This window comes from Candidatus Njordibacter sp. Uisw_002, assembly GCF_047730155.1.
GTDB lineage: Bacteria > Pseudomonadota > Gammaproteobacteria > Pseudomonadales > Balneatricaceae > Njordibacter.
Map to the genome: position 1 here is coordinate 105,574 of NZ_CP159832.1, position 21,014 is coordinate 126,587.

The window sequence follows — 21,014 nt, forward strand, 5'->3', positions numbered from 1 at the left end:
CCTAAGTGGCTTAGGAATCGAGGCTCAAGCATCACATTACAGCGCAGCCACTATGGCATTATTAAAAGGCATTGTTGGTGGTGAGGTGAGACGATATAATGGTGTTTAAGAATGTTTGATATCTGATTGATAAGGAATATAAAAATTAATACCACCTTGCTGAAAAGCTCACTACACCTTCCATGCGGCCTGTTATTAAAAAACAGGTTGGCAAAGTCTGCTATGTCAGACTCTTTGGCAAATGGCAAAGGTGACTCTACACCAGCCCAAGCCAAGCTATATGAGCGCTGGGCAAAAGGTGGTATTGGCTTGTCTATCGTAGGCGAAGTGCAAGGTGATGCTCGCTATCCAGAAAAGCCAGGTAATTTGGTATTTCATGATGCATCACACCAAAAAGCTCTACAAACGCTGGTTAAAAAAGCCACGGTTAATGGCGCACATATTTGGGCTCAGTTGGGCCATGCGGGGGCGCTTTCTCACCCACCTATTAGCCAGCCTGTAGGCCCATCGGCATTGGATGTGTCAGGCATACAGTGCAGGGGTTTACTGGTGAATGAGGTGCAGCAGCTACCTAAAATGTATGCAAAAACAGCGCTTTTTGCAAAAAATGTAGGCTTTGGTGGCGTGCAGATTCATGCTGCCCATGGATTTTTGCTTAGTCAATTCCTTTCGCCTTTGTTTAACTCTAGACAAGATAACTATGGTGGCTCTATTGAAGCTCGCTCTAGCATTATCATTGATATTATTAATGAAGTTCGCAAAACCGTAGGGCCAAGATTCCCTATCGGTATCAAGATCAATTCTTCAGACATGCTAGAGGGCGGGCTAACAGAAGCCGACGCCTTGGAGTTTGTACGTATACTTGATGGCACTTCAGTAGATTTAATCGAAATTAGCGGCGGTACTTATTTCCCGGGCACTAAGTCTAGCTCTGACGGTGGCGGTGGTGGGCCTTATTTTCTGGGCTTTGCCGAGCAAGCACGTGGGGCAACGAATATCCCGCTCATGCTAACGGGCGGGTTTAAGTATCACCAGCAAGCCGCGGATGCCTTGGCAAGTGGGCATGTAGATATCGTAGGTTTGGCGCGGGCTTTAGTGGTAGAGCCCAATGTGGCTAACCTATGGCTAGCCAAAGATCCCAGTGATCCAAGCTACCCTAGTTTTGAATCAACGCCGCAGGGTGGCATAACGGCGTGGTACACCATGAGAATTAGCGCGTTAAGCCAAGGCTATGAGGATGACTTTGCTCTAAGCCCCGCTGATGCTCTAGCTATTTATGAGCAACGCGACAAATTGCGCTGTGTGCCCTGGCTAAAGCGCTTTAACCAATAGGTGTTAAGCGTCTTTTTGATACATTAAATCCCACACACCATGGCCTTTACCTTCACCGCGGCGCTGAAACTTAGTGCTAGGGCGAAAGTCTGGCTGTGGTGAATACTGTTGTGGCCCCGCTTGGTTGCTATAGCCTGGCGCAGGCTCCATCACTTCCATCATATGCTCTGCATAGGGCTGCCAATCTGTGGCCATGTGGAATACACCACCTGCGCTAAGTTTTTGACGAATATCTTGCGCAAAACTAGGCTGCACTATGCGGCGCTTGTTGTGCTTTTTTTTGTGCCATGGGTCTGGAAAAAATAGTTGCACCCCACCCAAGCTGTCATCTTTAATGCATTGTTCCATCACTTCAATGGCGTCATCACAAAACACGCGCACATTACTTAGCTCTTGAGTGGCTAGGTTATTAAGCAGTCGGCCTACACCTGGGCGATGCACTTCTATGCCAATATAATTATTTTCTGGCATGGTGGCGGCCATGGTAGAAAGCGAGTCGCCCATACCAAAACCAATTTCCATAATCACTGGGTGGTCATTGCTAAATAACTCAGTAAAGTTTAGTGGGCCTTTATCTAAGGTTAAACCATACAATGGCCAATAGTGCTCTAGGGCGTGTTCTTGCGAGGGCGTCATGCGGCCTGCACGTTTTACAAAGCTGCGAATACGGCGTGGGTTTTCAATATCAGGGGTTAAATCAGAATACATAAATAAAGTCTTAGTAGATATGGGGCTGCTTGGTGATCATTTTACCTATTACTGATGAATAAATCAGCATGATGATGATGTCTATATTACATACTATCTCACACAAAAAGCAGAGCAATTTGGTACACTACATCATCTTCTAATATTTAATGATTTTCTTACCTATGACAACCATTCGCATCGCCACTCGTGAAAGCCAGCTTGCCCTTTGGCAGGCTTATTTTATTAAAGCAGAATTAGAGCGTCATCATCCTGGCATCATCATTGAGATTTTGGGAATGAAAACCAAAGGCGACAAAATTTTAGATGTGCCTTTGGCTAAAGTAGGCGGTAAGGGTTTGTTTGTAAAAGAGCTAGAGCATGCCATGTTAGAGGGCCGTGCAGACATTGCCGTGCACTCTATGAAAGATGTGCCAATGGATTTCCCTGAAGGTTTGGGCTTGTCTATTATTTGTGAACGTGAAGATTCAAGTGATGCGTTTGTAAGTAATCACTACGCCTGCTTAGACGATTTACCGCAAGGTGCTAAGGTGGGCACCTCAAGCCTGCGTCGCCAATTACAAGTAAAAGCGCTGCGGCCTGATCTGCAATTATTAGATTTGCGCGGTAATGTGAACACCCGCTTAGCCAAGCTAGATGCAGGCCAATATGATGCCATTATTCTTGCCAGTGCGGGCTTAATGCGCCTTGAGTTTCACGAGCGCATTCGTTCACGCTTAACAGATGAGCAGTGCTTGCCAGCGGGTGGGCAAGGTGCAGTGGGTGTGGAGTGCCGTGTGGATGATGCCCAAACTATGGCGCTACTTGCACCCTTGCACCACGCAGACACTGCAGATCGTGTGATCGCAGAGAGAGCATTAAATAAACGCTTAGAAGGCGGTTGCCAAGTGCCTATTGCCTGTTTTGCGCAGCTAGAAGGTGATCAATTGTGGCTGCGTGGTTTGGTAGGTGAGGTAGACGGTAGCCGTGTGCTCACTACCCAAATCAGAGGCCCGCGCGCACAAGCCGAACAACTTGGCATCCAAGCTGCAGAAGATCTATTAGCACAAGGTGCTGGTGAAATTCTGCAGGCTATTTACGCCGATCAGTAAGCAGCCTATGACCGCTATAAAGGTGCTTGTCACACGTCCCGTTGCGCAAGCCAAAGCCATGGTAGAGCTGCTGCAAAAGCAGGGTTTCCAAGTTCAGCATTTGCCTTGCTTGGCCATTGAGCCTGTGCAGCTTATAAGTGAAGATGGTTTGCAAAGTAAACGTTTGGCTATGGAGCTATCTACTTTTGATCATGTGATTGTGATCAGCACCAATGCTGCGCAACATTGGCTAGACTTAGTACAAGACTATTGGCCTCAATGGCCTGTGGGCGTCAACTGGTGGGGCATGGGCGAGTCTACCCAAGCCATGTTAGTGGCTGCGGGAATTGACGCCGGTAGGCCTGCAACAGGAGACACCAGTGAAGCCTTGCTTGCCCATTTATTACCTCAAATTAGAATGCATGACAAAGTGCTTATAGTGCGTGGTCAAGGGGGTAGGCAAACACTGTCAGATGCCTTAACTGCAGCCGGCGCCAAGGTAGACTATGCCCAGTGCTACCAGCGCAAAATGCCACAGTTAAGTGCGTTGCAGCTTTTGCAAGTGGATGAATTTGCCCCACAAGCAGTGATTTTACAAAGCGGTGAAACCTTAGAAAATTTTGACGCATTATTAGCGCATAAACCCTGGTGTGATAAACACAATATCGTGTTGGTGTTACCAAGCATGCGGGTGGCAGATCAAGCCCGTGCATTAGGCTATAGTGTATTACTCACTAGCAGTAGTGCCAGTAACCAATCTATGTGCGATACTTTGCTACAATCAATGTTGTTACCGATACAAAAATAAGCACCTTGCCCTGTAGTTAATACAAGTGTTAAAACAAGTGGTAAGATGCAGTGAAAGCAGGCCTTACGGCCGCACAAAAAAGGATGCTTACGCAGTGACACAAGATCAAAATAACGCTAATAGCAAAACGCTAGAAAAAGGCGCGGGTCTCAAATCTTCCGCCACCAAAACAGCTAAAGTATCCAAACCAGCAGATCGTGCTACGGCATCAAAAACAAAGCCAGCAGGCCAAGCTAAGCAAGGTTTGTTGTGGCTGCTTGTGCTAATATTAATCGCAGCCGTGGCAGGCTTGGGTTATTTGCAGTGGCAAACTCAGTCTTTCACGGCGCAGCTTACCTCAGGCCAAAGCGGCCAATCTAAAGCCCTAGAAAATTGGCAACAAAAGCAGCAATCTTTGTCACAAAAGCTAGATGACGCCACGCTTGCCAATGCTGCAGCACTTAGCAATATCAAAACCGAACAAACAGATATAAAAAATAATCAACAGGCCATGGATGATGCCCTTGTAGTGGCATTAGAAGCCATGGCAAAAGCACAATTAGATCAGGGCCAAGTGTTACCTAAGTGGCAGTTAGCAGAAGCAGAATATTTATTGCGTCTAGCCAACCAAAGATTAGCCATGGAGCAAGCTAGCGAATCAGCTATTGCCTTGCTTAGCGCTGCTGACATCATCATACGAGACAGCGAGCAAGTAGGCACCTATGGCATTAGGCGTGCCATTGCCCTAGATTTAGCTTCCCTTACTGCAGTGCCAAGTGTGGATGTGCAAGGGGTGTATGCCCAGCTTGCAGCGTTATCTTCTTTGGCATCTAAGCTTACCTTTATCCCCCCTCGCAGTGAGGCGGTGGCGGTTGAAGCAGTACAATCTACTCAAGATAGCACTCTACCGGTTTCTTCTGCACAGGGTGTTACATGGAGTGAGTCTTTATGGCTTGGCACTAAAAGTGCCAGTGCTGGTATTTTCTCAGAGCTAAAGCAGCTGGTTAAAGTGCAATCACGCACACAAGAAGACCAACAATTACTCACTCCAGCGGCGCAGCTTTTAGTGCGCATGCGTATTGAAATGGCGTTAAGCCAAACGCAGGTGGCTCTTTTGCGCCGCCAACAAGGCATTTATGATCAATCCTTGGAAGGTGTGCAGCAGCTTTTAACCCAGTACTACCGCCCAAGTGACGCGGTGGTTAAGGCCATGAATAAAACAATTGACGAACTAAGTGAAGTAAAAGTGTTGGTTAATATGCCCAATATCAGTGGATCTTTGGTGGCGTTGCAAGGCTTTATTGCGACCTTGCATGACACTCCAGCGCAGCCATTGGTGGGAGAATAACTCATGCGTTTTTTCATCCTAGTCATCTTATCGGTGTTAATTGCAGGTGCAGGTTTAGGTGCTTTAGCTAATATAGATCCAGGCTATGTGTTACTAGCTTGGGGTGACACTAGTGTGGAAATGAGCATTTGGATATTACTAGCAGCTATTGTTCTGCTATTTGTGGTGATGTCTTTTAGCCTACGATTGGTTACTTCGCTCAATTTGCCCTTTAAAGTAATCGGCAAATGGCAAGAGACTAGCCGCACCAAACGCATGCAAGCTCAAATACGTTTAGGGTTGTTAGCTTTGGCTGATGGCCAAAACTTGCGCGCACAAAAAAAATTTGCTGAAATATCCTCTACCACAGACCAGCCCTTTGTAGTGTTGCCAGCGCTGGCTCAAGCGCTAGGTAGACAGGGCAAGATGGAAGAAGCACGTAAAGTGTTAAATCAACTGGTGGCCAAATTTCCAGATGCTCAGCAGTTAGTTTATTTAAAGCTTTGCGAAATATGTTTATATCAAGGTGACCATGAAGGTGCTCTTGGCGCATTACAAAGCCTGCATAAGCTTAGCCCTAAACATGCAGAAGCCAATCAGCTACTGCTAGATTTATTACAGCGTCAGCAAATGTGGCCCGAGCTGATTAGTTTATTAAAGGTGGTGGGTAGTTGTAATCAGCTAAGTGAAGAACAGCTAGCTCAGCAGCAGCAGTTGGCCTATGGGCGTGCTTTTAGTACAAGCCAAAACCAAGCAGGTAGTGCAGCAAAAAGCAGCTTAGACCAGCTCCAAGCCTTGTGGAAAAAAGCCCCTAAAAGTGTGACTAATCACACCCCAAGTATTGTGAGCTACGCTAAAGCGATGGCCCGTATTGAGGGCGATAGCGCCGTTACAACACAAACATTCATAGAGCACACACTCAAGCAGCAATGGTCAGATGAGCTAGTGCTTGAATATGCACACCTGCCTTTAGCAGATTTGTCTAAAAGTTTAAAACAAGCAGAAGCTTGGCAAGCCTCTGCAAAAGACAGTGCAGCCTTGCAGCTCACATTAGGCCGCTTATGCGGTGGCTTAGAGCTTTGGGGCAAAGCCCAAGACTATTTGCAAGCCAGTATTAGCTTGCAAGCCAGCAAAGAGGCGCATGCCGAAATGGCTCGATTACAGTATAAAATGGGCCATGTTGATGCTGCTATAGAACATTATCGCTTATCCAGCGTATTTTAAAGTTGACAGTTGGCGCCGCTTAATACAGACTGTAAGCAATCCAGCAAGACCTTCTGTCTTAATCGGCTGTATTTTTACCGGCTAACTTAGCCTGACTATTCCACTAATTTCATTTTCCTCGCTAGCGCGCACTGACGCCCCTTCGCTTATTACTTATGAATCTAACTGAATTAAAAACTAAAACAATGCCTGAACTTGTTGAAATTGCCCAAGGTATGGGTCTCGATAATGTAGCTAGGTCTCGTAAACAAGAATGTATCTTTAGCATTCTTAAACGTCATGCTAAAAGTGGCGAAGATATTTTTGGCCAAGGTGTGCTAGAAATATTGCAAGATGGCTTTGGCTTCTTGCGCTCAGCAGACGCTTCTTATTTAGCAGGGCCGGACGACATTTATGTCTCGCCAAGCCAAATACGCCGCTTTAGCCTTCGCACAGGCGACAGCATAGACGGTAAGATCCGTCCACCCAAAGATGGCGAACGCTATTTTGCCCTGCTTAAAGTGAACAGCATTAACTATGGGCCACCAGAACAAGCAAAGCATAAAGTGTTGTTTGAAAACCTAACACCTTTGTTCCCTACGGAACGTTTAAGCATGGAGCTTGGTAATGGCTCTAGTGAAGACTTAACGGCCCGTATCATCGATTTAACAGCGCCAATGGGCAAAGGCCAGCGTGCCTTGATTGTGTCCCCACCTAAGGCTGGTAAAACCTTGATGCTGCAAAATATTGCGCATTCCATTACGCGTAATAATCCAGATTGTCATTTGATCGTGTTGCTTATTGACGAGCGTCCTGAAGAAGTGACCGACATGAAGCGCTCTGTGCGTGGCGAAGTAGTGGCTAGCACGTTTGACGAGCCACCTTCACGTCACGTGCAAGTAGCTGAAATGGTCGTTGAAAAAGCCAAGCGTTTGGTAGAGCACAAAAAAGACGTGGTCATCCTTTTGGATTCAATCACTCGTTTGGCTCGTGCCTACAACACTGTAATCCCTTCTTCTGGCAAGGTATTAACCGGTGGTGTTGACGCCCATGCATTAGAGCGCCCTAAGCGTTTCTTTGGTGCGGCACGTAATATTGAAGAAGGCGGTAGCCTTACCATTATTGCTACAGCATTGACCGATACTGGCTCGAAGATGGACGAAGTGATCTTTGAAGAATTTAAGGGCACAGGTAACTCAGAAGTGCACTTGGATCGTAAAATTGCCGAGCGCCGTGTATTCCCTGCCATCAACATCCGTAAGTCTTCCACTCGTCGTGAAGAGCTATTAACTCGTGATGAAGAGCTGCAGCGCATGTGGATTTTGCGTAAATTGCTTGATCCTATGGAAGATGGCCAAGCGACTGAATTTTTGTTGGATAAGCTTAAAGGTGCTAAAACCAACGAAGAGTTCTTCATGTCTATGAAGCGTAAGTAAGACATTATTTAGTATTATGAATAAAGGTGGCTACCTAATGTAGTCACCTAATACAGTGGAGAATGGGTAGGCTATGGCCATGAAATATAAAGACCTACGCGACTTCATCGCAAGCCTTGAAGCCCAAGGTGAGCTAAAACGCATTACTAAAGAGGTGGACCCACACCTTGAAATGACTGAAATCTGCGATCGCACTCTGCGAGCAGAAGGCCCCGCCTTATTATTTGAAAACCCCAAAGGTTTTGACACTCCCGTATTAGCTAACCTGTTTGGCACACCCAAACGTGTGGCTCTTGGTATGGGCGCTGAAAGTGTAGAAAGCTTGCGTGATATAGGCCACTTACTTGCCGCGTTAAAAGAGCCAGAGCCCCCTAAAGGCTTTAGAGACGCTTTAGACAAGTTGCCACTTTATAAACAAGTGCTCAACATGGCTCCCAAGCTCATTAGCAAACCACCATGCCAGCAATATGTAATGACAGGCGATGAGGTTGATCTTGCTAAGCTACCTATTCAAACCTGCTGGCCAGGTGATGCTGGCCCTCTAGTAACATGGCCTTTAGTGATTACTCGCGGGCCTAATAAGAAGCGCCAAAACCTTGGTATATATCGCCAGCAAGTGATCGGCAAAAACCGCTTAATCATGCGCTGGTTGTCTCATCGTGGTGGTGCGTTAGATTTTCGTGATTGGAAAATTGCCCACCCAGGTGAAAATTTTCCAGTGGCTGTAGCTTTAGGCGCAGATCCTGCCACTATTTTAGGTGCTGTTACACCGGTGCCAGACAGTTTAAGTGAATATGCTTTTGCAGGGCTTTTACGTGGTAGTAAAACAGAAGTAGCCACCTGTATGACAAGTGATTTGCAAGTGCCTGCCAGTGCCGAATACATATTAGAAGGGCACATCAAGCCTGATGATATGGCAGATGAAGGCCCCTTTGGTGATCACACCGGTTACTATAACGAAGTAGACAGTTTTCCAGTATTCACTGTAACGCGCATCACTCACCGTAAAGACCCTATTTATCATAGTACCTTTACAGGCCGTCCGCCAGATGAGCCAGCAATACTAGGTGTGGCCCTAAACGAAGTGTTTATACCTTTGTTACAAAAACAATTTCCAGAAATCACAGACTTCTATCTTCCCCCAGAAGGGTGCTCCTATCGCATGGCGATAGTCACCATAAAGAAGCAATACCCAGGCCACGCCAAGAGAGTGATGATGGGCGTATGGTCTTTTTTACGCCAATTTATGTACACCAAATTTGTCATTGTTACTGATGATGATATAAACGCCCGTGACTGGAAAGACGTGATTTGGGCCATGACTACGCGCATGGACCCAGCACGAGACACGATGCTAGTAGAAAATACACCGATTGATTATTTAGACTTCGCATCACCCGTATCTGGTTTAGGCTCTAAAATGGGTATGGACGCTACCAATAAATGGGAAGGCGAAACCACCCGAGAATGGGGCACTACCATCACTATGGACGAATCTGTAAAGCAGCGTGTGGATGATATGTGGGACGAGCTGGGTATTTTTAATATCACTAGCCCTGAGGATAAATAATGGCTGACAACGCTTACCTTATCACCATAGATCAAGGCACAACAAGCTCACGCTGCATTATCTTTGCTAAAGATGGCTCTATTGTAAGCAGCGCCCAAAAGGAATTTGAACAACATTACCCACAAAATGGCTGGGTAGAGCATCACCCTCAAGACCTTTTAGATACGGTTGTGGCAGTGTGCCAAAAAGCCCTTGAAGATAGTGGGCTAAAGGCCTCTCAAATTGCTGGTATTGGTATCACTAACCAGCGTGAAACTACTTTGGTGTGGGACAAAAACACAGGCCAAGCTATCTACCCTGCTATTGTATGGCAAGACCGTCGCACTGCTAAAGTATGCGATGCTCTCAAGCAAAGCGGCCATGAACCGATGGTTAACGCCAAAACAGGGTTATTGTTAGATCCTTATTTTTCAGCTTCTAAACTGAGCTGGATATTAGATCATGTAGAAGGCTCTCGTGCGCTAGCACAAAAAGGTGAGCTACTATTTGGCACTGTGGATAGCTACCTTATGTGGCATTTAAGTGGTGGGCGTATTCATGCCACAGATGCTACCAATGCTTGCCGCACTTTAATGTTTAACATCCATACTCAAATGTGGGATGAAGACTTACTAGCGTTATTTAATATCCCCAAACAGATGTTGCCAGAAGTTAAAGACACGGCTGATAACTATGGGCTTATTGAAGCAGATATTCTAGGGCATCCGTTACCGATCTATGCGGTAGCAGGTGATCAACATGCTGCTCTTTTTGGTCAAGCGTGCTTTGCCTCAGGCATGGCTAAAAGCACCTATGGTACAGGCTGTTTTTTAATGCTAAATACAGGTGACAAACCACAAAAATCCACGAGCCGTTTGTTAACTACTATGGCATACCGCCTTAATGGTAAGCCAGTGTATGCCTTGGAAGGTAGTATTTTTGTAGCAGGCGCAGCTATTCAATGGCTAAGGGATGGCTTAAAAATTATTGGCAGTGCAAGCGAGGCTGAGAAGCTCGCAGGCTCAATAGCCATAGATCACGGCGTGTATATGGTGCCGGCATTCACTGGCCTTGGTGCGCCTTATTGGGACCCTCAGGCACGAGGGGCCATATCCGGTTTAACCCGTGATACTGGCATTGAAGAGATTGTCAGTGCAGGTGTTCAGTCTGTGTGTTACCAAACTAAAGACCTACAAGAAGCGATGAAAAATGATGGTGTGTTACTTGAAACCTTAAGGGTAGATGGCGGCATGGTAGTGAATGACTGGTTTTTAAATCACTTAGCCAACATGTTAGATGCGCGAGTTGATAGGCCTACGTGTGTAGAAAGTAGTGCCTTAGGCGTGGCTTATTTGGCAGGCTTGCAGAGCAAGGTGTACGCTTCATTAGATGAGATTAGCCAAATGTGGCAGTGCGACCGAAGCTTTGAGGCGACTATGCCAAAGGCCAAAAGAGATCAACTGTACGATGGTTGGCTTAATGCTGTGAGTAAAGTACAAACCCAGCCTGCTTAAGCAGGCCAAGCAATATTGCAAAATGCTGTTTTTGTCTTATTGTGACAGTGCATCTCTGGGTGACACGGTCACAGAAATTTGGCTTCCCCGAAGGGTGCCACGCTTAATCTGAATGGTAGCCACACGGCTGCCTTTTTCGTAGGTCAGCACTGATACGTCAGATTGCACAGAGGTAATGTTTAACCAGCCTTGGTTAGGCATATTTTTTAAATAGTATTCAAATGCCTGCACCGGATCTAACTTAGATTTAAGCACTGCGCGCCCAATCCATTGTTCACCTGTGTTTAGTAACAAAGATTTATCTACGGCAAGCTCATCGTTGGCAGAGATAGGAATGTCTGCGTAAGAATTTGTCACTGCTGGGCTGTTGCCCGCCAATGTATTGCCATCTGCAGTGGGTATAGTGGTAGCAGGCAGGCTACAAGCAGTCATCAATAGCAGCCCAAACACTAAACTTGCTGCTTTAATAATTTGTTTTAACATTGCTCAAGATCCTTTTAACACGTTAATTTAATCGTTATAGCATAAGTATAACTAAGCCAAGCTATGAAAGCAGCACTTTAGCTAGATTACCTGTATTGATTGGTGGTTATGGTTGAGTGAGTTGCAGTTGCTGCCATTTTTTTGCAGCTTTAAGGGTAAGCATACCATTGGGGTTTAACACTTGAGCTTTTTGTAATCGTTGCTGCGCCAAGGCAAGCTGCCCACTTTCCATATATCCAAGTGATAACTGGGCGTATATGTCTGCAGCTAATTGCTGTTGCTGAGGATCAATCTTTGGGCCAACACTACATGCCGTAAGCCATGTTAATGCAATGGCCATTATAGCTGTGGTGGTTAAGTTATTTTTTATCATGACTAAAGCTTAGTCTAAAACTCACACATTGCTGGCGTTTTAGTCGAAAATTAAGTCAGTCATTAATTGGGTCAGCTTTTGGTTAATATTTGCACCTTCTTTCGCTAGGTCAAATACGATGTCAAAGTGGTTTTTAGTATCCACCTCAAAACACTGGCTGGCTGCACCGTCGCTCAATAGCTGTTGATGGTACTCTTGGCTTTGACGCTTAAACTCCTGGGTTTCGTTGCTGCCATAAGCAATAATGCAAGGCGGTAAGCCTTTATTTGTAAACAGCCCTGGGCTTAGATCTGTGGCACTTTGTGGAGTGAGGTGCAGTGGTTCGTTGATGTAAGTGTTTACCAATGGGCGCAAATCATAGACACCACTGATAAGCACTGCACCTCCAATAGACTGTGGGCTAAGGCCGTGAAGGCTTTGTTGGGCCGCTTGTAATACGCTGGCACATAAATGTGCCCCTGCAGAGCTGCCTGCAATGATCACCCTGTTAGTATCAAAGCCTAGTGTTTCATTTTGTGCGATTAGCCAAGCCACTGCATAGCAACACTGGGCGATCATTTGGTTAATGGTAGCTTCTGGCGCAAGGGTGTAGTCGACCACAGCTAAGTGAGTGCCTTGCTCGTTTAATCCAGGGGCCATAAAGCAGGATTCATCTTTGCTAAGTTGCTGCCAATAACCGCCATGAATATAAATGACTAAAGGGCCACCAGTTTTGGCTGCAAAGTAATCTAGTCTTTCGCCTTTCGTTGTTGTGGCATCACCGTAACTAAGATTGGCTTGATAATTGAGTGTATCTTGAGCCATCTGTGAGTGGCTTATGTAGTCATTGATATACACCATAATGTCTTCTACACAGGAGCTGGGAGAGTACTCTTGCTCAATTTTTGCAAGGCTCATGTGTTTCCATGGCATGGGGAATCTGCGCCTTAAAGGCTCCACTTTTGCGGGTGTTTGGGCGCGGCGATGGGCTTTAAGTAAGCTATTAATAGGGCGATGGCAATTACCACAATCTCCAGCCACGCCAAGGGCTACCCGTAGTTTACGAAAGTCGTCATAGCCTTTTTCAATGGCTTCGTTGACACTATCTTGATGTACGTTAAAGCAAGTGCAAATAACAGGATTATTGCGCTCAAGCTTAGTCATTTTGCTAGAGCCTTAATGGCATCACTTAGTCCACTTAAAGTCATAGGGAACATTTTGTCATCCATAAGCTGCTTGGTCATGCCCACAGACTGGGTATAGCGCCAATGATCGGGTGCCACTGGGTTAAGCCATGTCACTGTATCAAAATGATTGGTGAGCCTTTGCATCCAAACATGGCCAGGCTCTGCATTCATATGCTCCACACTGCCATATGGGCTATTTATTTCATAGGGTGACATGGAGGCGTCACCCACAAAAATAACCTTATAATCACGGCCATAGGTGTGAATAATGTCATACACACTAGTGCGTTCATGTTGCCTGCGCATATTGTTACGCCAAAGGCTCTCATACACAAAATTATGAAAGTAAAAATGTTCTAAATGTTTAAACTCAGAGCGACAAGCGGCAAATAATTCTTCACACACTTGGATATAAGGGTCCATAGACCCACCCACATCAAGCATAAGTAACACTTTTACAGCGTTGTGCCGCTCGGGCACAAGCTTAAGGTCTAGCATGCCAGCATTTTTAGCTGTAGCGCTGATCGTATGATCTAGATCCAACTCATCTGCAGCACCTGTGCGGGCAAATTGGCGCAGCTTTCTAAGGGCTACTTTTATGTTGCGAGTGCCTAATACCACGCTATCATCAAGGTCTTTAAATTGGCGCTTTTCCCACACTTTTGCAGCGCTCTTATTGCGGCTTTCACCGCCCACACGGATGCCCTCTGGATGGTAACCACTGTGACCAAATGGAGAAGTGCCTCCAGTGCCAATCCACTTACTGCCGCCTTGGTGGCGTTTTTCTTGCTCTTTAAGGCGTTCTTTAAAGGCGTCTAATAGCTCTTCTAACCCGCCTAAGGACTCAATTTTTGCTTTGTCTTCATCACTAAGCTGTTTCATAAACTCTGCGCGCAACCATTCTTCTGGAATGAGGGCGCTTAGCACATCTTCTAAGCTTTCTAACTGCTTAAAATACGCACCAAATACACGATCAAATTTATCGAAGTTGGCTTCATCTTTTACCAGGCAGATGCGTGCAAGGTGATAAAAGTCGTCTATGTCTGCAAAAGCTAGATGATGTTGCAGGGCTTCCAGTAATATCAAATATTCTTTGATTGAAACAGGAATTTGAGCACGCTTTAAAGTGTAAAAAAAGTTAACCAGCATAGTAACTAACGCTGTTCCCTGCGGGCCATAAATGCCAGCCGCTCTAGTAGAGCAACGTCTTGTTCATTTTTTAACAAGGCGCCGTAAAGGGGAGGTATGGCCTTTGTTGGGTCACGGTTGGCTAATAAATCTTCAGGGATTTCGTCTGCCATAAGCAGCTTTAACCAATCAATAAGTTCAGAGGTGGAGGGTTTCTTCTTTAGGCCAGGGATGTCGCGCACATCAAAAAACATCTGCATAGCTTCTGCTACAAGGGCTTGGCTAATGTCTGGATAATGCACATCCACAATGGCCTTCATGGTTTTTTTGTCAGGGAAGTTAATGTAATGGAAAAAACAGCGTCGTAAAAAGGCATCAGGCAGTTCTTTCTCATTATTACTAGTAATAATAACCACAGGACGATGTTTAGCTTGGACGCGCTGCCCTGTTTCATAAACATGAAACTCCATTTTATCCAGCTCTACCAATAAGTCGTTAGGAAATTCAATGTCGGCTTTATCTATTTCATCAATCAACAATACAACACGTTCATCCGCATCAAAGGCTTGCCATAGTTTGCCCTTTTTAATGTAATGTCCCACATCATTAACTTTCTCATTGCCTAGCTGCGAGTCTCGCAAGCGTGACACTGCATCATATTCGTATAATCCTTGTTGGGCCTTGGTGGTAGATTTCACATGCCATTGCATTAACGGCATACCTAACGCTTGGGCCACTTCTTCTGCGAGCAAGGTTTTACCGGTGCCAGGCTCGCCTTTAATTAATAAGGGGCGTTGCAAGGTGACTGCAGCATTAACAGCCATTTGTAAGTCTTTGGTGGCGACGTATTTCTTAGTACCAGTAAAATTCATAATCTAAACTCAAGCATTTGCTAATGAGGCTATTTTGGCATGAATAGCACGACTAAGCAGCAAAACTTATAAGTCACTTAGTCGCTAACATTAATAGATGATCCGATGCACAGGTGAATTGCTTTGAGGCTGTCAAAATCCAGTGGTATAATTTATTTATGACAGACTTCCCCCACACAAAGCTTAAAGCTCAGATTTATCCCATAGAAGCAGCGTGTACTCCTGTCACCAATAAACATGCAGGGGAGCTTCGTAACTTTTGCTTTTTCTTGCAAAATAATTTCTCCATGATGGCGCTGACCTCTGCACTTGACGCATTGCGAACAGCTAATTTACTCAGTGAAGAACAGCTTTACACTTTTCGCTTGGTGAGTATAGATGGGGGCCCTGTGTGCAGTGACTTAGGCTTTGCCGCAATGGCAGATGAAGGCTTGGATGATCTTAATCTTAACGATCTTGACGCGTTTGTGATTTGTGGAGGGCTGCGGGTAGATCTACATGCTCCCGCTCCACTGATCAAGTTTTTACGGCTATCTGATCTGCGTAAAAAGGCATTAGGGTCTTTGTGGAATGGGTTATTTGCCTTAGCCGAAGCTGGCCTAATGGAGGGTAAAGCAGGTGTGGTGCATCGGGGAAATAAAGCTAGCCTTAGAGAGCGATTTCCCAGTGTAGACCTCAAAGATAAAGCGTACATTATAGGTGAGCAATGTTTTAGCTGTGCCGGTGGAAATAGTGCGTTAGATATGATGTTAGAGCTAATGCTTGAGCATCGTGGTAAACCTTTTGTAAGAGGTATTTGTGACATTCTTACCTGTGATCGTATTAATGACACAGGCGAGCCTGCTTTTTTAAATAATCAGGCTGATGTGAGGTTACCGGAAAATCTCAAAGACGTGATCGCACTAATGGAAAACAATATGGAAGAAATGCTGTCAGCTGAAGAGATAGCTTCTTTGGTGGGCATTTCTCGACGCCAAATCGAGCGCCAATTTCAACGATATCTAGATAGTACACCTACCCGATTTTACCTGGAGCTGAGGCTTAAGCGTTGCCACCAATTACTAACCCAAACGGCCCTTAGTATGAGTGACATTTCACTGGCTTGTGGGTTTGTGTCTTACCCTCATTTTAGTAAATGTTACCGGCAATATTTTGAAGTAACACCGTCCCAAACGCGCAGGAAGTCTTAAGATTTAAGCAGTTTTAAGTGATTGATTCCCCAATCAGTCATTTGAGGCCATGAGTAAGTTTCAGATGTATCAATATGTACTGTGGACACTTGCGCTGCTTTACCTGCTTCTAAGTCGAATAAATAATCGCCAACCATAACACTCTCGCTGGCTTTAGCTCCCCACTGTTTCAGCAACAAAAGAATACCGTCAGGCTTGGGTTTTGGCTCACAAGATGCCCGATCAAGAATATCCTCTGGTGCAAAAAACTGATCTAAATCGCAAGTTTTAAGGGTATGTAAGGTGGCAGGCATCACATTGCGGGTTAATACCCCTAAGCTGACACCTTTTTCTTTCAAGTGCTCTAGCAATTCAAATGCTCCAGGCATCGGTTTGGCTAAGCTGGCAAAATAATATTCCAATTCATCAAGTTTGGCCCACAGTGGCGCAGCTTGCTGCGCACTCATAGACTGCATGGTTTTTAAGATATCTGCGTCTGGCGCTAAGCCAAGCTCTCGTCTCATTAGGTCAAAGTCATGTACACCAATAGTTAAGGTGCCATCCATATCGAATATCCAGTGCTTACTAGCCAGAATACGTTTGTGATTTTGATTTGAAGTATTATTCATGCCGCTAATTTAACAAATTTTGTTAGAAATAAGCTAGTTTTACTTTCCATTGTTTTGCCCAATGAGGCCTTGTGGTAAAGTGGAAGCTTCATTATGGGAGGATAATTAATGGGCGCACAAGTAGCCGTTATCATGGGGTCTAAGAGTGACTGGCCATGTATGCAAGAAGCCACACAAATTATGGATCGTTTGGGTGTAAGTTACGAAGTAGAAGTGGTTTCTGCTCATCGCACTCCAGACAAGCTTATGGAGTTTTCGTCCCAGGCTGCAGGCCGAGGTATTCAGGTGATTATTGCAGGTGCCGGCGGCGCAGCTCATTTGCCTGGTATGGTGGCCTCAAAAACACGGCTGCCTGTACTGGGTGTGCCTGTGCAAAGTAAAGCCTTAAGTGGGGTGGATAGTTTGTACTCTATTGTGCAAATGCCTCGTGGAGTAGCGGTAGGCAGTATGGCTATAGGTGGTGCTGGTGCTTTTAATGCAGGTTTACTCGCTAGCCAAATCTTGGCCAACCAAGACCCTGAGCTGGCTGCGCGTATTGAAGATTTTCGTACGCAGCAAACGCAAACTATATTAGATAACCCTGATCCTAGGGAAGGTTAATTCAAACATATGAAGCCAGTAAGTAAACGCGTGTGGGTATTAGGTGCAGGCCAATTAGGTGCCATGCTTAAACATGCCGCTCAGCCTTTGGGAGTGGATCTGCGTCCAGTGGATATCGAATTGGATGCAAATCTGCCTTTAGAAGATGATGACGTTATTACGGCAGAGCGTGAGCAATGGCCCTCTACAAAGGCTACGGATCAGTTGGCAGCTCACCCTAATTTTGTAAATCAAAATGTATTTGGTTTAGTGGCAGATAGAGTGACTCAAAAACAGCTGTTAGACCGTTTAAAGCTAGCTACAGCCCCTTGGACTTTGGTAGAAAATAAGCACACTGCCACTAGTCTCCATGCCAGCTATGGCGAGCGAGTATTGCTTAAACAGCGCACTGGCGGTTTTGATGGACGCGGGCAGCACTGGTTGGTAGAAGACCAAGATAGTGCTATTCCTGATGGATGGCATGGCAAAGTCATTGCTGAGCAAGCGATTGGCTTTGATGAAGAAGTGTCTATTGTAGGTGTACGTAACCGAGCCGGTGAATGTCACTACTACCCCTTGGCACTTAACCGTCATCAAGACGGTATTCTTACAGTCACTTTGGCGCCTTTAGCGCGCTTGCGCAATCTTCAAAGCGAAGCTGAATCTATGCTTGGAAAAGTCATGGATGAGCTAGATTATGTCGGCGTAATGGCTATGGAATTATTTCGAGTTGGTGAGCACTTACTTATTAATGAGCTAGCACCACGTGTGCATAATAGTGGCCACTGGACTCAAGCAGGCGCTAGCATTAGTCAGTTTGAATATCATGTACGAGCCACAGCAGACTTGCCTCTTGCTCCGGCACTTATTAAGCACAATAGTGTCATGATTAACCTTATAGGTATCGACTACAATTTAGCGTGGTTGGCTTTGCCTGGCGCAGAGGTATTTTGGTATGGCAAAGAAGTGAGACCGGTTCGTAAGGTAGGACATATCAACTTTTGCATGGCAGATAAGGCACAACTAATTAGTGTATTAAAGCAGCTGCAAGCCACTCTTAACGATTGGTATCAGCCGGCGTTAGATTGGGCCATACAAGAGTTGGAAAACTCATAATGCAAGTCATCGATGGGCCAACTACGCAAAAGCTGTTGCCTTATCCTGCGCTTATTAATGCGTTAGATGAAGCTTTTGCTAAAGGTGATAGTGCGGCTACCGCGCCGCCTCGCCTACATTACAGTGTGCCTGAGCCTTTTGATGCTAAAAACCAACAAAAACAAGCCGATCGCACTCTGCTTATTATGCCCTCGTGGGCACAAGATGCAGGTGTTGTTGTAAAGTTAGTCAATGTGGTGCCAAGCAATAGTGCTCGCAGTCTTGCTGCTATTCAAGCTCAGGTGCTGGTGGCTGATGCTCAAACGGGCGCTTGGTCTACTTTGATTGACGGTGCAACACTTACGGCACGAAGAACCGCTGCTGCCTCGGCTTTAGCCGCGCAATATTTAGCTCCTAAAGAGTCCAGCACATTACTCATTGTAGGCACAGGGCGGCTATCTTTAGAGCTAATTCAAGCGCATATGGTTGTGCGCCCATCTATTAATAAGGTGCTTATTTGGGGTAGAAACCAAGCAAAAGCCCAGTTGCTAGCAAGTGGGCTAGATTATGCTCACGCGGTGAGTGATCTTGCACAGGCGTGCGGTGAGGCGCACGTCATAAGCTGCTGTACTTTATCCAGTAAAGCCTTGGTAAAAGGGGCGTGGGTAAAACCCAATACGCATATTGATCTTGTAGGTGCATACCGCCCAGATTTACGCGAAACAGATGGTGAACTGGTGGCTAAAAGTGAGGTGTTTGTAGATACCTACGCTGGTGCCCAAGGAGAAGCGGGTGACTTATTACAAGCTGTAAAGGAAGGCTTTTTTGATATGGCTAACATCAAGGCTGATTTGCACAAGCTTAGTATGACTGGCTACCAAAGGCCCAAGGATAGTATTACCCTATTTAAATCTGTCGGGGCCTCTATTGAAGACTTTGTTGCTGCACGCATGGTTGCGGAAGCAACAAGATAACCATGCTAGTCAATAAAGAGCGTCTTTATAAAACAGACCAATATGGCATTCGTAATTATAGCTTATTGGCACTAGGAGCTGCTGGGGTCTGCTTGCTTTATAGTATCATCGCGATATTTGCCTTTGCGTTACTTCACTTTGAGTCAGGCTCAGATAACAGCAATATAAATACCTATGTTGATGCTTTTTGGACCTTACAAATGAGTGCCAGCACGATTGGTTTTGGAGACCACTATCCTGTGACTATTGGTGGGCGTGCGGTGGTGGCTTTAATGTTTTACGTGGGTGTGGGCTTAGTGGGTTTTATTGGTGCTTTAATTGCTGAACGGTTGCTTGGTTTTGCGGATACAAACGTGAAAAATCGTGAACTACGCCAACAAAACAGTGATATTTTGGAGCGTACTAAAATTCTAGAAAAGAAAATAGACATACTCACCAGTCGCATTGAAGACACTAATAATTCGCAAAAAAATCATGGTTAATTCAGCCTTTAAAATGCCCAAATATCTGCCACACATGCAGCATAAAGACGTCATTTCTATGGGTATGCAATCTTTACATCCACAAAAATGGATAGAACCAGATGAAGAATATCCTCGATACCTAGAACATAAACTAAGCTTAAGTCAGGCACATAAACAGCGTATTTTTGACGCGTTACCTAGTGCCTATGATGCGCAAGTAGAGCTGGCATTTGAACTAAAAAACCATCTGTTACAGCATCATAGTCAGCTATATTGTTCGTTAGCTGATGGCTTGAATTATTTACCCATGGGTATCCAATTACCTTCAGTAAGCCCCCACCCTTTGTGGCAAGCATCCTTGTGGGTCGCAGATGATTTGCTCATTATGCAAAAACTAAATGGACAATACTGCCTTACAGCAGCCAGTTTATGCAGCCCTAGTAATTGGCATTTGTCAGAAAATATAGGCCAACCTATGGCCAGAATACATGACCCTGTGCCCACTTTGCATGCCAAACTAACACCTAAAATAGATCGATTTTTTGACCATCTTTGTGTTGGAAAACCGGTTCAGAGGTTTAATTGGTCTTTGCAGGCAAATACACAGCTGGCACAATTTCCTGAAAAAAAAATCATTCATGCGGCAAATACGCCGTTATATTATCGCTGCGAACGACAAACCCTTACCCGATTGCCAAAAACCAATGCCATCGCTTTCACTATTAGAGTTTATGTGTATCCTTTAATGAGCCTTACTCAAGTGCCCAATGCACTTACGCAGCTGCAAGTGGTCATTAACGCTATGCCTAAACCTGTGGCAGGCTACAAGGACATTATCTATTTTGCTCCAGCATTACAGAAGTACTTTAGTGACTTGAGCTTACTAAAATAATTGAATAGGATTTTTGACATTAACTTGCTCAACAGTCTTGCAATATAGGCTATTTTTAGTCTATATTACGCCTACTATGACTTGTCGGGGTGCCTAGTTAATTTAAATTAACGTTTAGGCTGAGATCACTAAAGTGAATCCCGTTGTACCTGATCTGGATAATGCCAGCGTAGGGAACAAGGATAAGCATCTAAGTAAGCCAGCCTTACGTCGCTCCCTCCTCCTAATAGTGTCAATATCGTATTGGCCGTCATAGCAATTAAC

21 protein-coding genes and 1 riboswitch are annotated in these 21,014 nt (G+C 45.3%); of the genes, 14 read left to right on the forward strand and 7 right to left on the reverse strand.

Features of this window, described 5'->3' with window-relative positions; translation table 11 throughout:
* The first annotated feature begins 156 nt into the window (after nt 1–156).
* Nucleotides 157–1,332: an oxidoreductase gene (locus ABXT42_RS00520; protein WP_443628428.1), complete on the forward strand. Its 1,176-nt coding sequence runs from the start codon at nt 157–159 to the stop codon at nt 1,330–1,332.
* 3 nt (nt 1,333–1,335) lie between these two features.
* Here the strand turns inward: ABXT42_RS00520 and trmB are convergent, their stop codons facing one another.
* Entirely contained in the window at nt 1,336–2,040 is a 705-nt protein-coding gene (gene trmB / locus ABXT42_RS00525) for a tRNA (guanosine(46)-N7)-methyltransferase TrmB (protein ID WP_443628429.1), read from the reverse strand.
* A 164-nt stretch (nt 2,041–2,204) separates the two neighbouring features.
* On the opposite strand from trmB, the gene hemC reads away from it, so the two are divergent.
* The 7 genes from hemC to glpK all read left to right on the forward strand — a co-directional run bounded on the left by hemC (nt 2,205) and on the right by glpK (nt 10,926).
* Nucleotides 2,205–3,131 (forward strand): hydroxymethylbilane synthase, encoded by a 927-nt coding sequence (gene hemC, locus ABXT42_RS00530; protein ID WP_443628430.1) that lies wholly within the window; start codon nt 2,205–2,207, stop codon nt 3,129–3,131.
* A gap of 7 nt (nt 3,132–3,138) precedes the next feature.
* Nucleotides 3,139–3,918: a uroporphyrinogen-III synthase gene (locus ABXT42_RS00535; protein ID WP_443628431.1), complete on the forward strand. Its 780-nt coding sequence runs from the start codon at nt 3,139–3,141 to the stop codon at nt 3,916–3,918.
* 94 nt (nt 3,919–4,012) lie between these two features.
* Nucleotides 4,013–5,245, forward strand: coding sequence for a uroporphyrinogen-III C-methyltransferase (locus ABXT42_RS00540; protein ID WP_443628432.1), 1,233 nt, complete (start codon nt 4,013–4,015; stop codon nt 5,243–5,245).
* 3 nt (nt 5,246–5,248) lie between these two features.
* Complete coding sequence (locus tag ABXT42_RS00545) at nt 5,249–6,448, forward strand: heme biosynthesis HemY N-terminal domain-containing protein (RefSeq protein ID WP_443628433.1); 1,200 nt, start codon at nt 5,249–5,251, stop codon at nt 6,446–6,448.
* Nucleotides 6,449–6,603: 155 nt separating this feature from the next.
* Nucleotides 6,604–7,863, forward strand: coding sequence for a transcription termination factor Rho (rho, locus tag ABXT42_RS00550; protein WP_443628434.1), 1,260 nt, complete (start codon nt 6,604–6,606; stop codon nt 7,861–7,863).
* A 79-nt stretch (nt 7,864–7,942) separates the two neighbouring features.
* A complete protein-coding gene (gene ubiD, locus ABXT42_RS00555) occupies nt 7,943–9,433 on the forward strand; it encodes a 4-hydroxy-3-polyprenylbenzoate decarboxylase (RefSeq protein ID WP_443628435.1) in 1,491 nt (496 codons plus the stop codon).
* Nucleotides 9,433–10,926 (forward strand): glycerol kinase GlpK, encoded by a 1,494-nt coding sequence (gene glpK, locus ABXT42_RS00560; RefSeq protein ID WP_443628436.1) that lies wholly within the window; start codon nt 9,433–9,435, stop codon nt 10,924–10,926. The genes ubiD and glpK overlap by 1 nt, the downstream gene beginning before the upstream one ends.
* 36 nt (nt 10,927–10,962) lie before the next feature.
* On the opposite strand, the gene ABXT42_RS00565 is transcribed toward glpK, so the two are convergent.
* The 5 genes from ABXT42_RS00565 to ABXT42_RS00585 form a co-directional block, all read right to left on the reverse strand.
* A complete protein-coding gene (locus tag ABXT42_RS00565) occupies nt 10,963–11,409 on the reverse strand; it encodes a hypothetical protein (protein ID WP_443628437.1) in 447 nt (148 codons plus the stop codon).
* 106 nt (nt 11,410–11,515) lie between these two features.
* A complete protein-coding gene (locus ABXT42_RS00570; RefSeq protein ID WP_443628438.1) occupies nt 11,516–11,782 on the reverse strand; it encodes a hypothetical protein in 267 nt (88 codons plus the stop codon).
* A gap of 39 nt (nt 11,783–11,821) precedes the next feature.
* Entirely contained in the window at nt 11,822–12,925 is a 1,104-nt protein-coding gene (locus tag ABXT42_RS00575) for an alpha/beta hydrolase fold domain-containing protein (RefSeq protein ID WP_443628439.1), read from the reverse strand.
* Complete coding sequence (locus ABXT42_RS00580; protein WP_443628440.1) at nt 12,922–14,097, reverse strand: vWA domain-containing protein; 1,176 nt, start codon at nt 14,095–14,097, stop codon at nt 12,922–12,924. The genes ABXT42_RS00575 and ABXT42_RS00580 overlap by 4 nt, the downstream gene beginning before the upstream one ends.
* 5 nt (nt 14,098–14,102) lie before the next feature.
* Nucleotides 14,103–14,948: an AAA family ATPase gene (locus tag ABXT42_RS00585; RefSeq protein ID WP_443628441.1), complete on the reverse strand. Its 846-nt coding sequence runs from the start codon at nt 14,946–14,948 to the stop codon at nt 14,103–14,105.
* Between the two features lie 158 nt (nt 14,949–15,106).
* On the opposite strand from ABXT42_RS00585, the gene ABXT42_RS00590 reads away from it, so the two are divergent.
* Nucleotides 15,107–16,138: a GlxA family transcriptional regulator gene (locus tag ABXT42_RS00590; RefSeq protein ID WP_443628442.1), complete on the forward strand. Its 1,032-nt coding sequence runs from the start codon at nt 15,107–15,109 to the stop codon at nt 16,136–16,138.
* On the opposite strand, the gene ABXT42_RS00595 is transcribed toward ABXT42_RS00590, so the two are convergent.
* Nucleotides 16,135–16,746, reverse strand: a complete 612-nt coding sequence (locus tag ABXT42_RS00595) for an HAD family hydrolase (protein WP_443628443.1) — start codon at nt 16,744–16,746, stop codon at nt 16,135–16,137. The two genes, ABXT42_RS00590 and ABXT42_RS00595, sit on opposite strands and share 4 nt — an antisense overlap.
* Before the next feature lie 108 nt (nt 16,747–16,854).
* On the opposite strand from ABXT42_RS00595, the gene purE reads away from it, so the two are divergent.
* The 5 genes from purE to ABXT42_RS00620 are packed head-to-tail and all read left to right on the forward strand — an operon-like array spanning nt 16,855 to nt 20,750.
* Nucleotides 16,855–17,346 (forward strand): 5-(carboxyamino)imidazole ribonucleotide mutase, encoded by a 492-nt coding sequence (gene purE / locus ABXT42_RS00600; protein ID WP_443628444.1) that lies wholly within the window; start codon nt 16,855–16,857, stop codon nt 17,344–17,346.
* A gap of 9 nt (nt 17,347–17,355) precedes the next feature.
* Complete coding sequence (purK, locus tag ABXT42_RS00605) at nt 17,356–18,441, forward strand: 5-(carboxyamino)imidazole ribonucleotide synthase (RefSeq protein ID WP_443628445.1); 1,086 nt, start codon at nt 17,356–17,358, stop codon at nt 18,439–18,441.
* Nucleotides 18,441–19,394 carry an ornithine cyclodeaminase family protein gene (locus ABXT42_RS00610; RefSeq protein ID WP_443628446.1) on the forward strand — a complete coding sequence of 318 codons (954 nt, stop codon included), beginning with the start codon at nt 18,441–18,443 and terminating at the stop codon, nt 19,392–19,394. The genes purK and ABXT42_RS00610 overlap by 1 nt, the downstream gene beginning before the upstream one ends.
* Before the next feature lie 2 nt (nt 19,395–19,396).
* Complete coding sequence (locus ABXT42_RS00615; protein ID WP_443628447.1) at nt 19,397–19,876, forward strand: potassium channel family protein; 480 nt, start codon at nt 19,397–19,399, stop codon at nt 19,874–19,876.
* The gene (locus ABXT42_RS00620; protein ID WP_443628448.1) at nt 19,869–20,750 is read left to right on the forward strand and encodes a heme-dependent oxidative N-demethylase family protein; all 882 of its coding nucleotides are present in this window, start codon (nt 19,869–19,871) and stop codon (nt 20,748–20,750) included. Before ABXT42_RS00615 ends, ABXT42_RS00620 begins: the two co-directional genes overlap by 8 nt.
* Nucleotides 20,751–20,825: 75 nt before the next feature.
* Nucleotides 20,826–20,943: riboswitch (TPP riboswitch) on the forward strand.
* The last annotated feature ends 71 nt before the right edge of the window (nt 20,944–21,014 follow it).

What these genes read in the sequence shown, in the direction of transcription:
- ABXT42_RS00535 (WP_443628431.1), top strand. Translation starts at nt 3,139, where the DNA reads ATGACCGCTATAAAGGTGCTTGTCACACGTCCCGTTGCGCAAGCCAAA.
- trmB (WP_443628429.1), bottom strand. Translation starts at nt 2,040, where the DNA reads ATGTATTCTGATTTAACCCCTGATATTGAAAACCCACGCCGTATTCGC.
- purK (WP_443628445.1), top strand. Translation starts at nt 17,356, where the DNA reads ATGAAGCCAGTAAGTAAACGCGTGTGGGTATTAGGTGCAGGCCAATTA.
- ABXT42_RS00595 (WP_443628443.1), bottom strand. Translation starts at nt 16,746, where the DNA reads ATGAATAATACTTCAAATCAAAATCACAAACGTATTCTGGCTAGTAAG.
- ABXT42_RS00570 (WP_443628438.1), bottom strand. Translation starts at nt 11,782, where the DNA reads ATGATAAAAAATAACTTAACCACCACAGCTATAATGGCCATTGCATTA.
- hemC (WP_443628430.1), top strand. Translation starts at nt 2,205, where the DNA reads ATGACAACCATTCGCATCGCCACTCGTGAAAGCCAGCTTGCCCTTTGG.
- purE (WP_443628444.1), top strand. Translation starts at nt 16,855, where the DNA reads ATGGGCGCACAAGTAGCCGTTATCATGGGGTCTAAGAGTGACTGGCCA.
- ABXT42_RS00565 (WP_443628437.1), bottom strand. Translation starts at nt 11,409, where the DNA reads ATGTTAAAACAAATTATTAAAGCAGCAAGTTTAGTGTTTGGGCTGCTA.
- rho (WP_443628434.1), top strand. Translation starts at nt 6,604, where the DNA reads ATGAATCTAACTGAATTAAAAACTAAAACAATGCCTGAACTTGTTGAA.
- ABXT42_RS00575 (WP_443628439.1), bottom strand. Translation starts at nt 12,925, where the DNA reads ATGACTAAGCTTGAGCGCAATAATCCTGTTATTTGCACTTGCTTTAAC.
- ABXT42_RS00610 (WP_443628446.1), top strand. Translation starts at nt 18,441, where the DNA reads ATGCAAGTCATCGATGGGCCAACTACGCAAAAGCTGTTGCCTTATCCT.
- ABXT42_RS00590 (WP_443628442.1), top strand. Translation starts at nt 15,107, where the DNA reads ATGACAGACTTCCCCCACACAAAGCTTAAAGCTCAGATTTATCCCATA.
- ABXT42_RS00585 (WP_443628441.1), bottom strand. Translation starts at nt 14,948, where the DNA reads ATGAATTTTACTGGTACTAAGAAATACGTCGCCACCAAAGACTTACAA.
- ABXT42_RS00620 (WP_443628448.1), top strand. Translation starts at nt 19,869, where the DNA reads ATGGTTAATTCAGCCTTTAAAATGCCCAAATATCTGCCACACATGCAG.
- ABXT42_RS00615 (WP_443628447.1), top strand. Translation starts at nt 19,397, where the DNA reads ATGCTAGTCAATAAAGAGCGTCTTTATAAAACAGACCAATATGGCATT.
- glpK (WP_443628436.1), top strand. Translation starts at nt 9,433, where the DNA reads ATGGCTGACAACGCTTACCTTATCACCATAGATCAAGGCACAACAAGC.
- ABXT42_RS00545 (WP_443628433.1), top strand. Translation starts at nt 5,249, where the DNA reads ATGCGTTTTTTCATCCTAGTCATCTTATCGGTGTTAATTGCAGGTGCA.
- ubiD (WP_443628435.1), top strand. Translation starts at nt 7,943, where the DNA reads ATGAAATATAAAGACCTACGCGACTTCATCGCAAGCCTTGAAGCCCAA.
- ABXT42_RS00580 (WP_443628440.1), bottom strand. Translation starts at nt 14,097, where the DNA reads ATGCTGGTTAACTTTTTTTACACTTTAAAGCGTGCTCAAATTCCTGTT.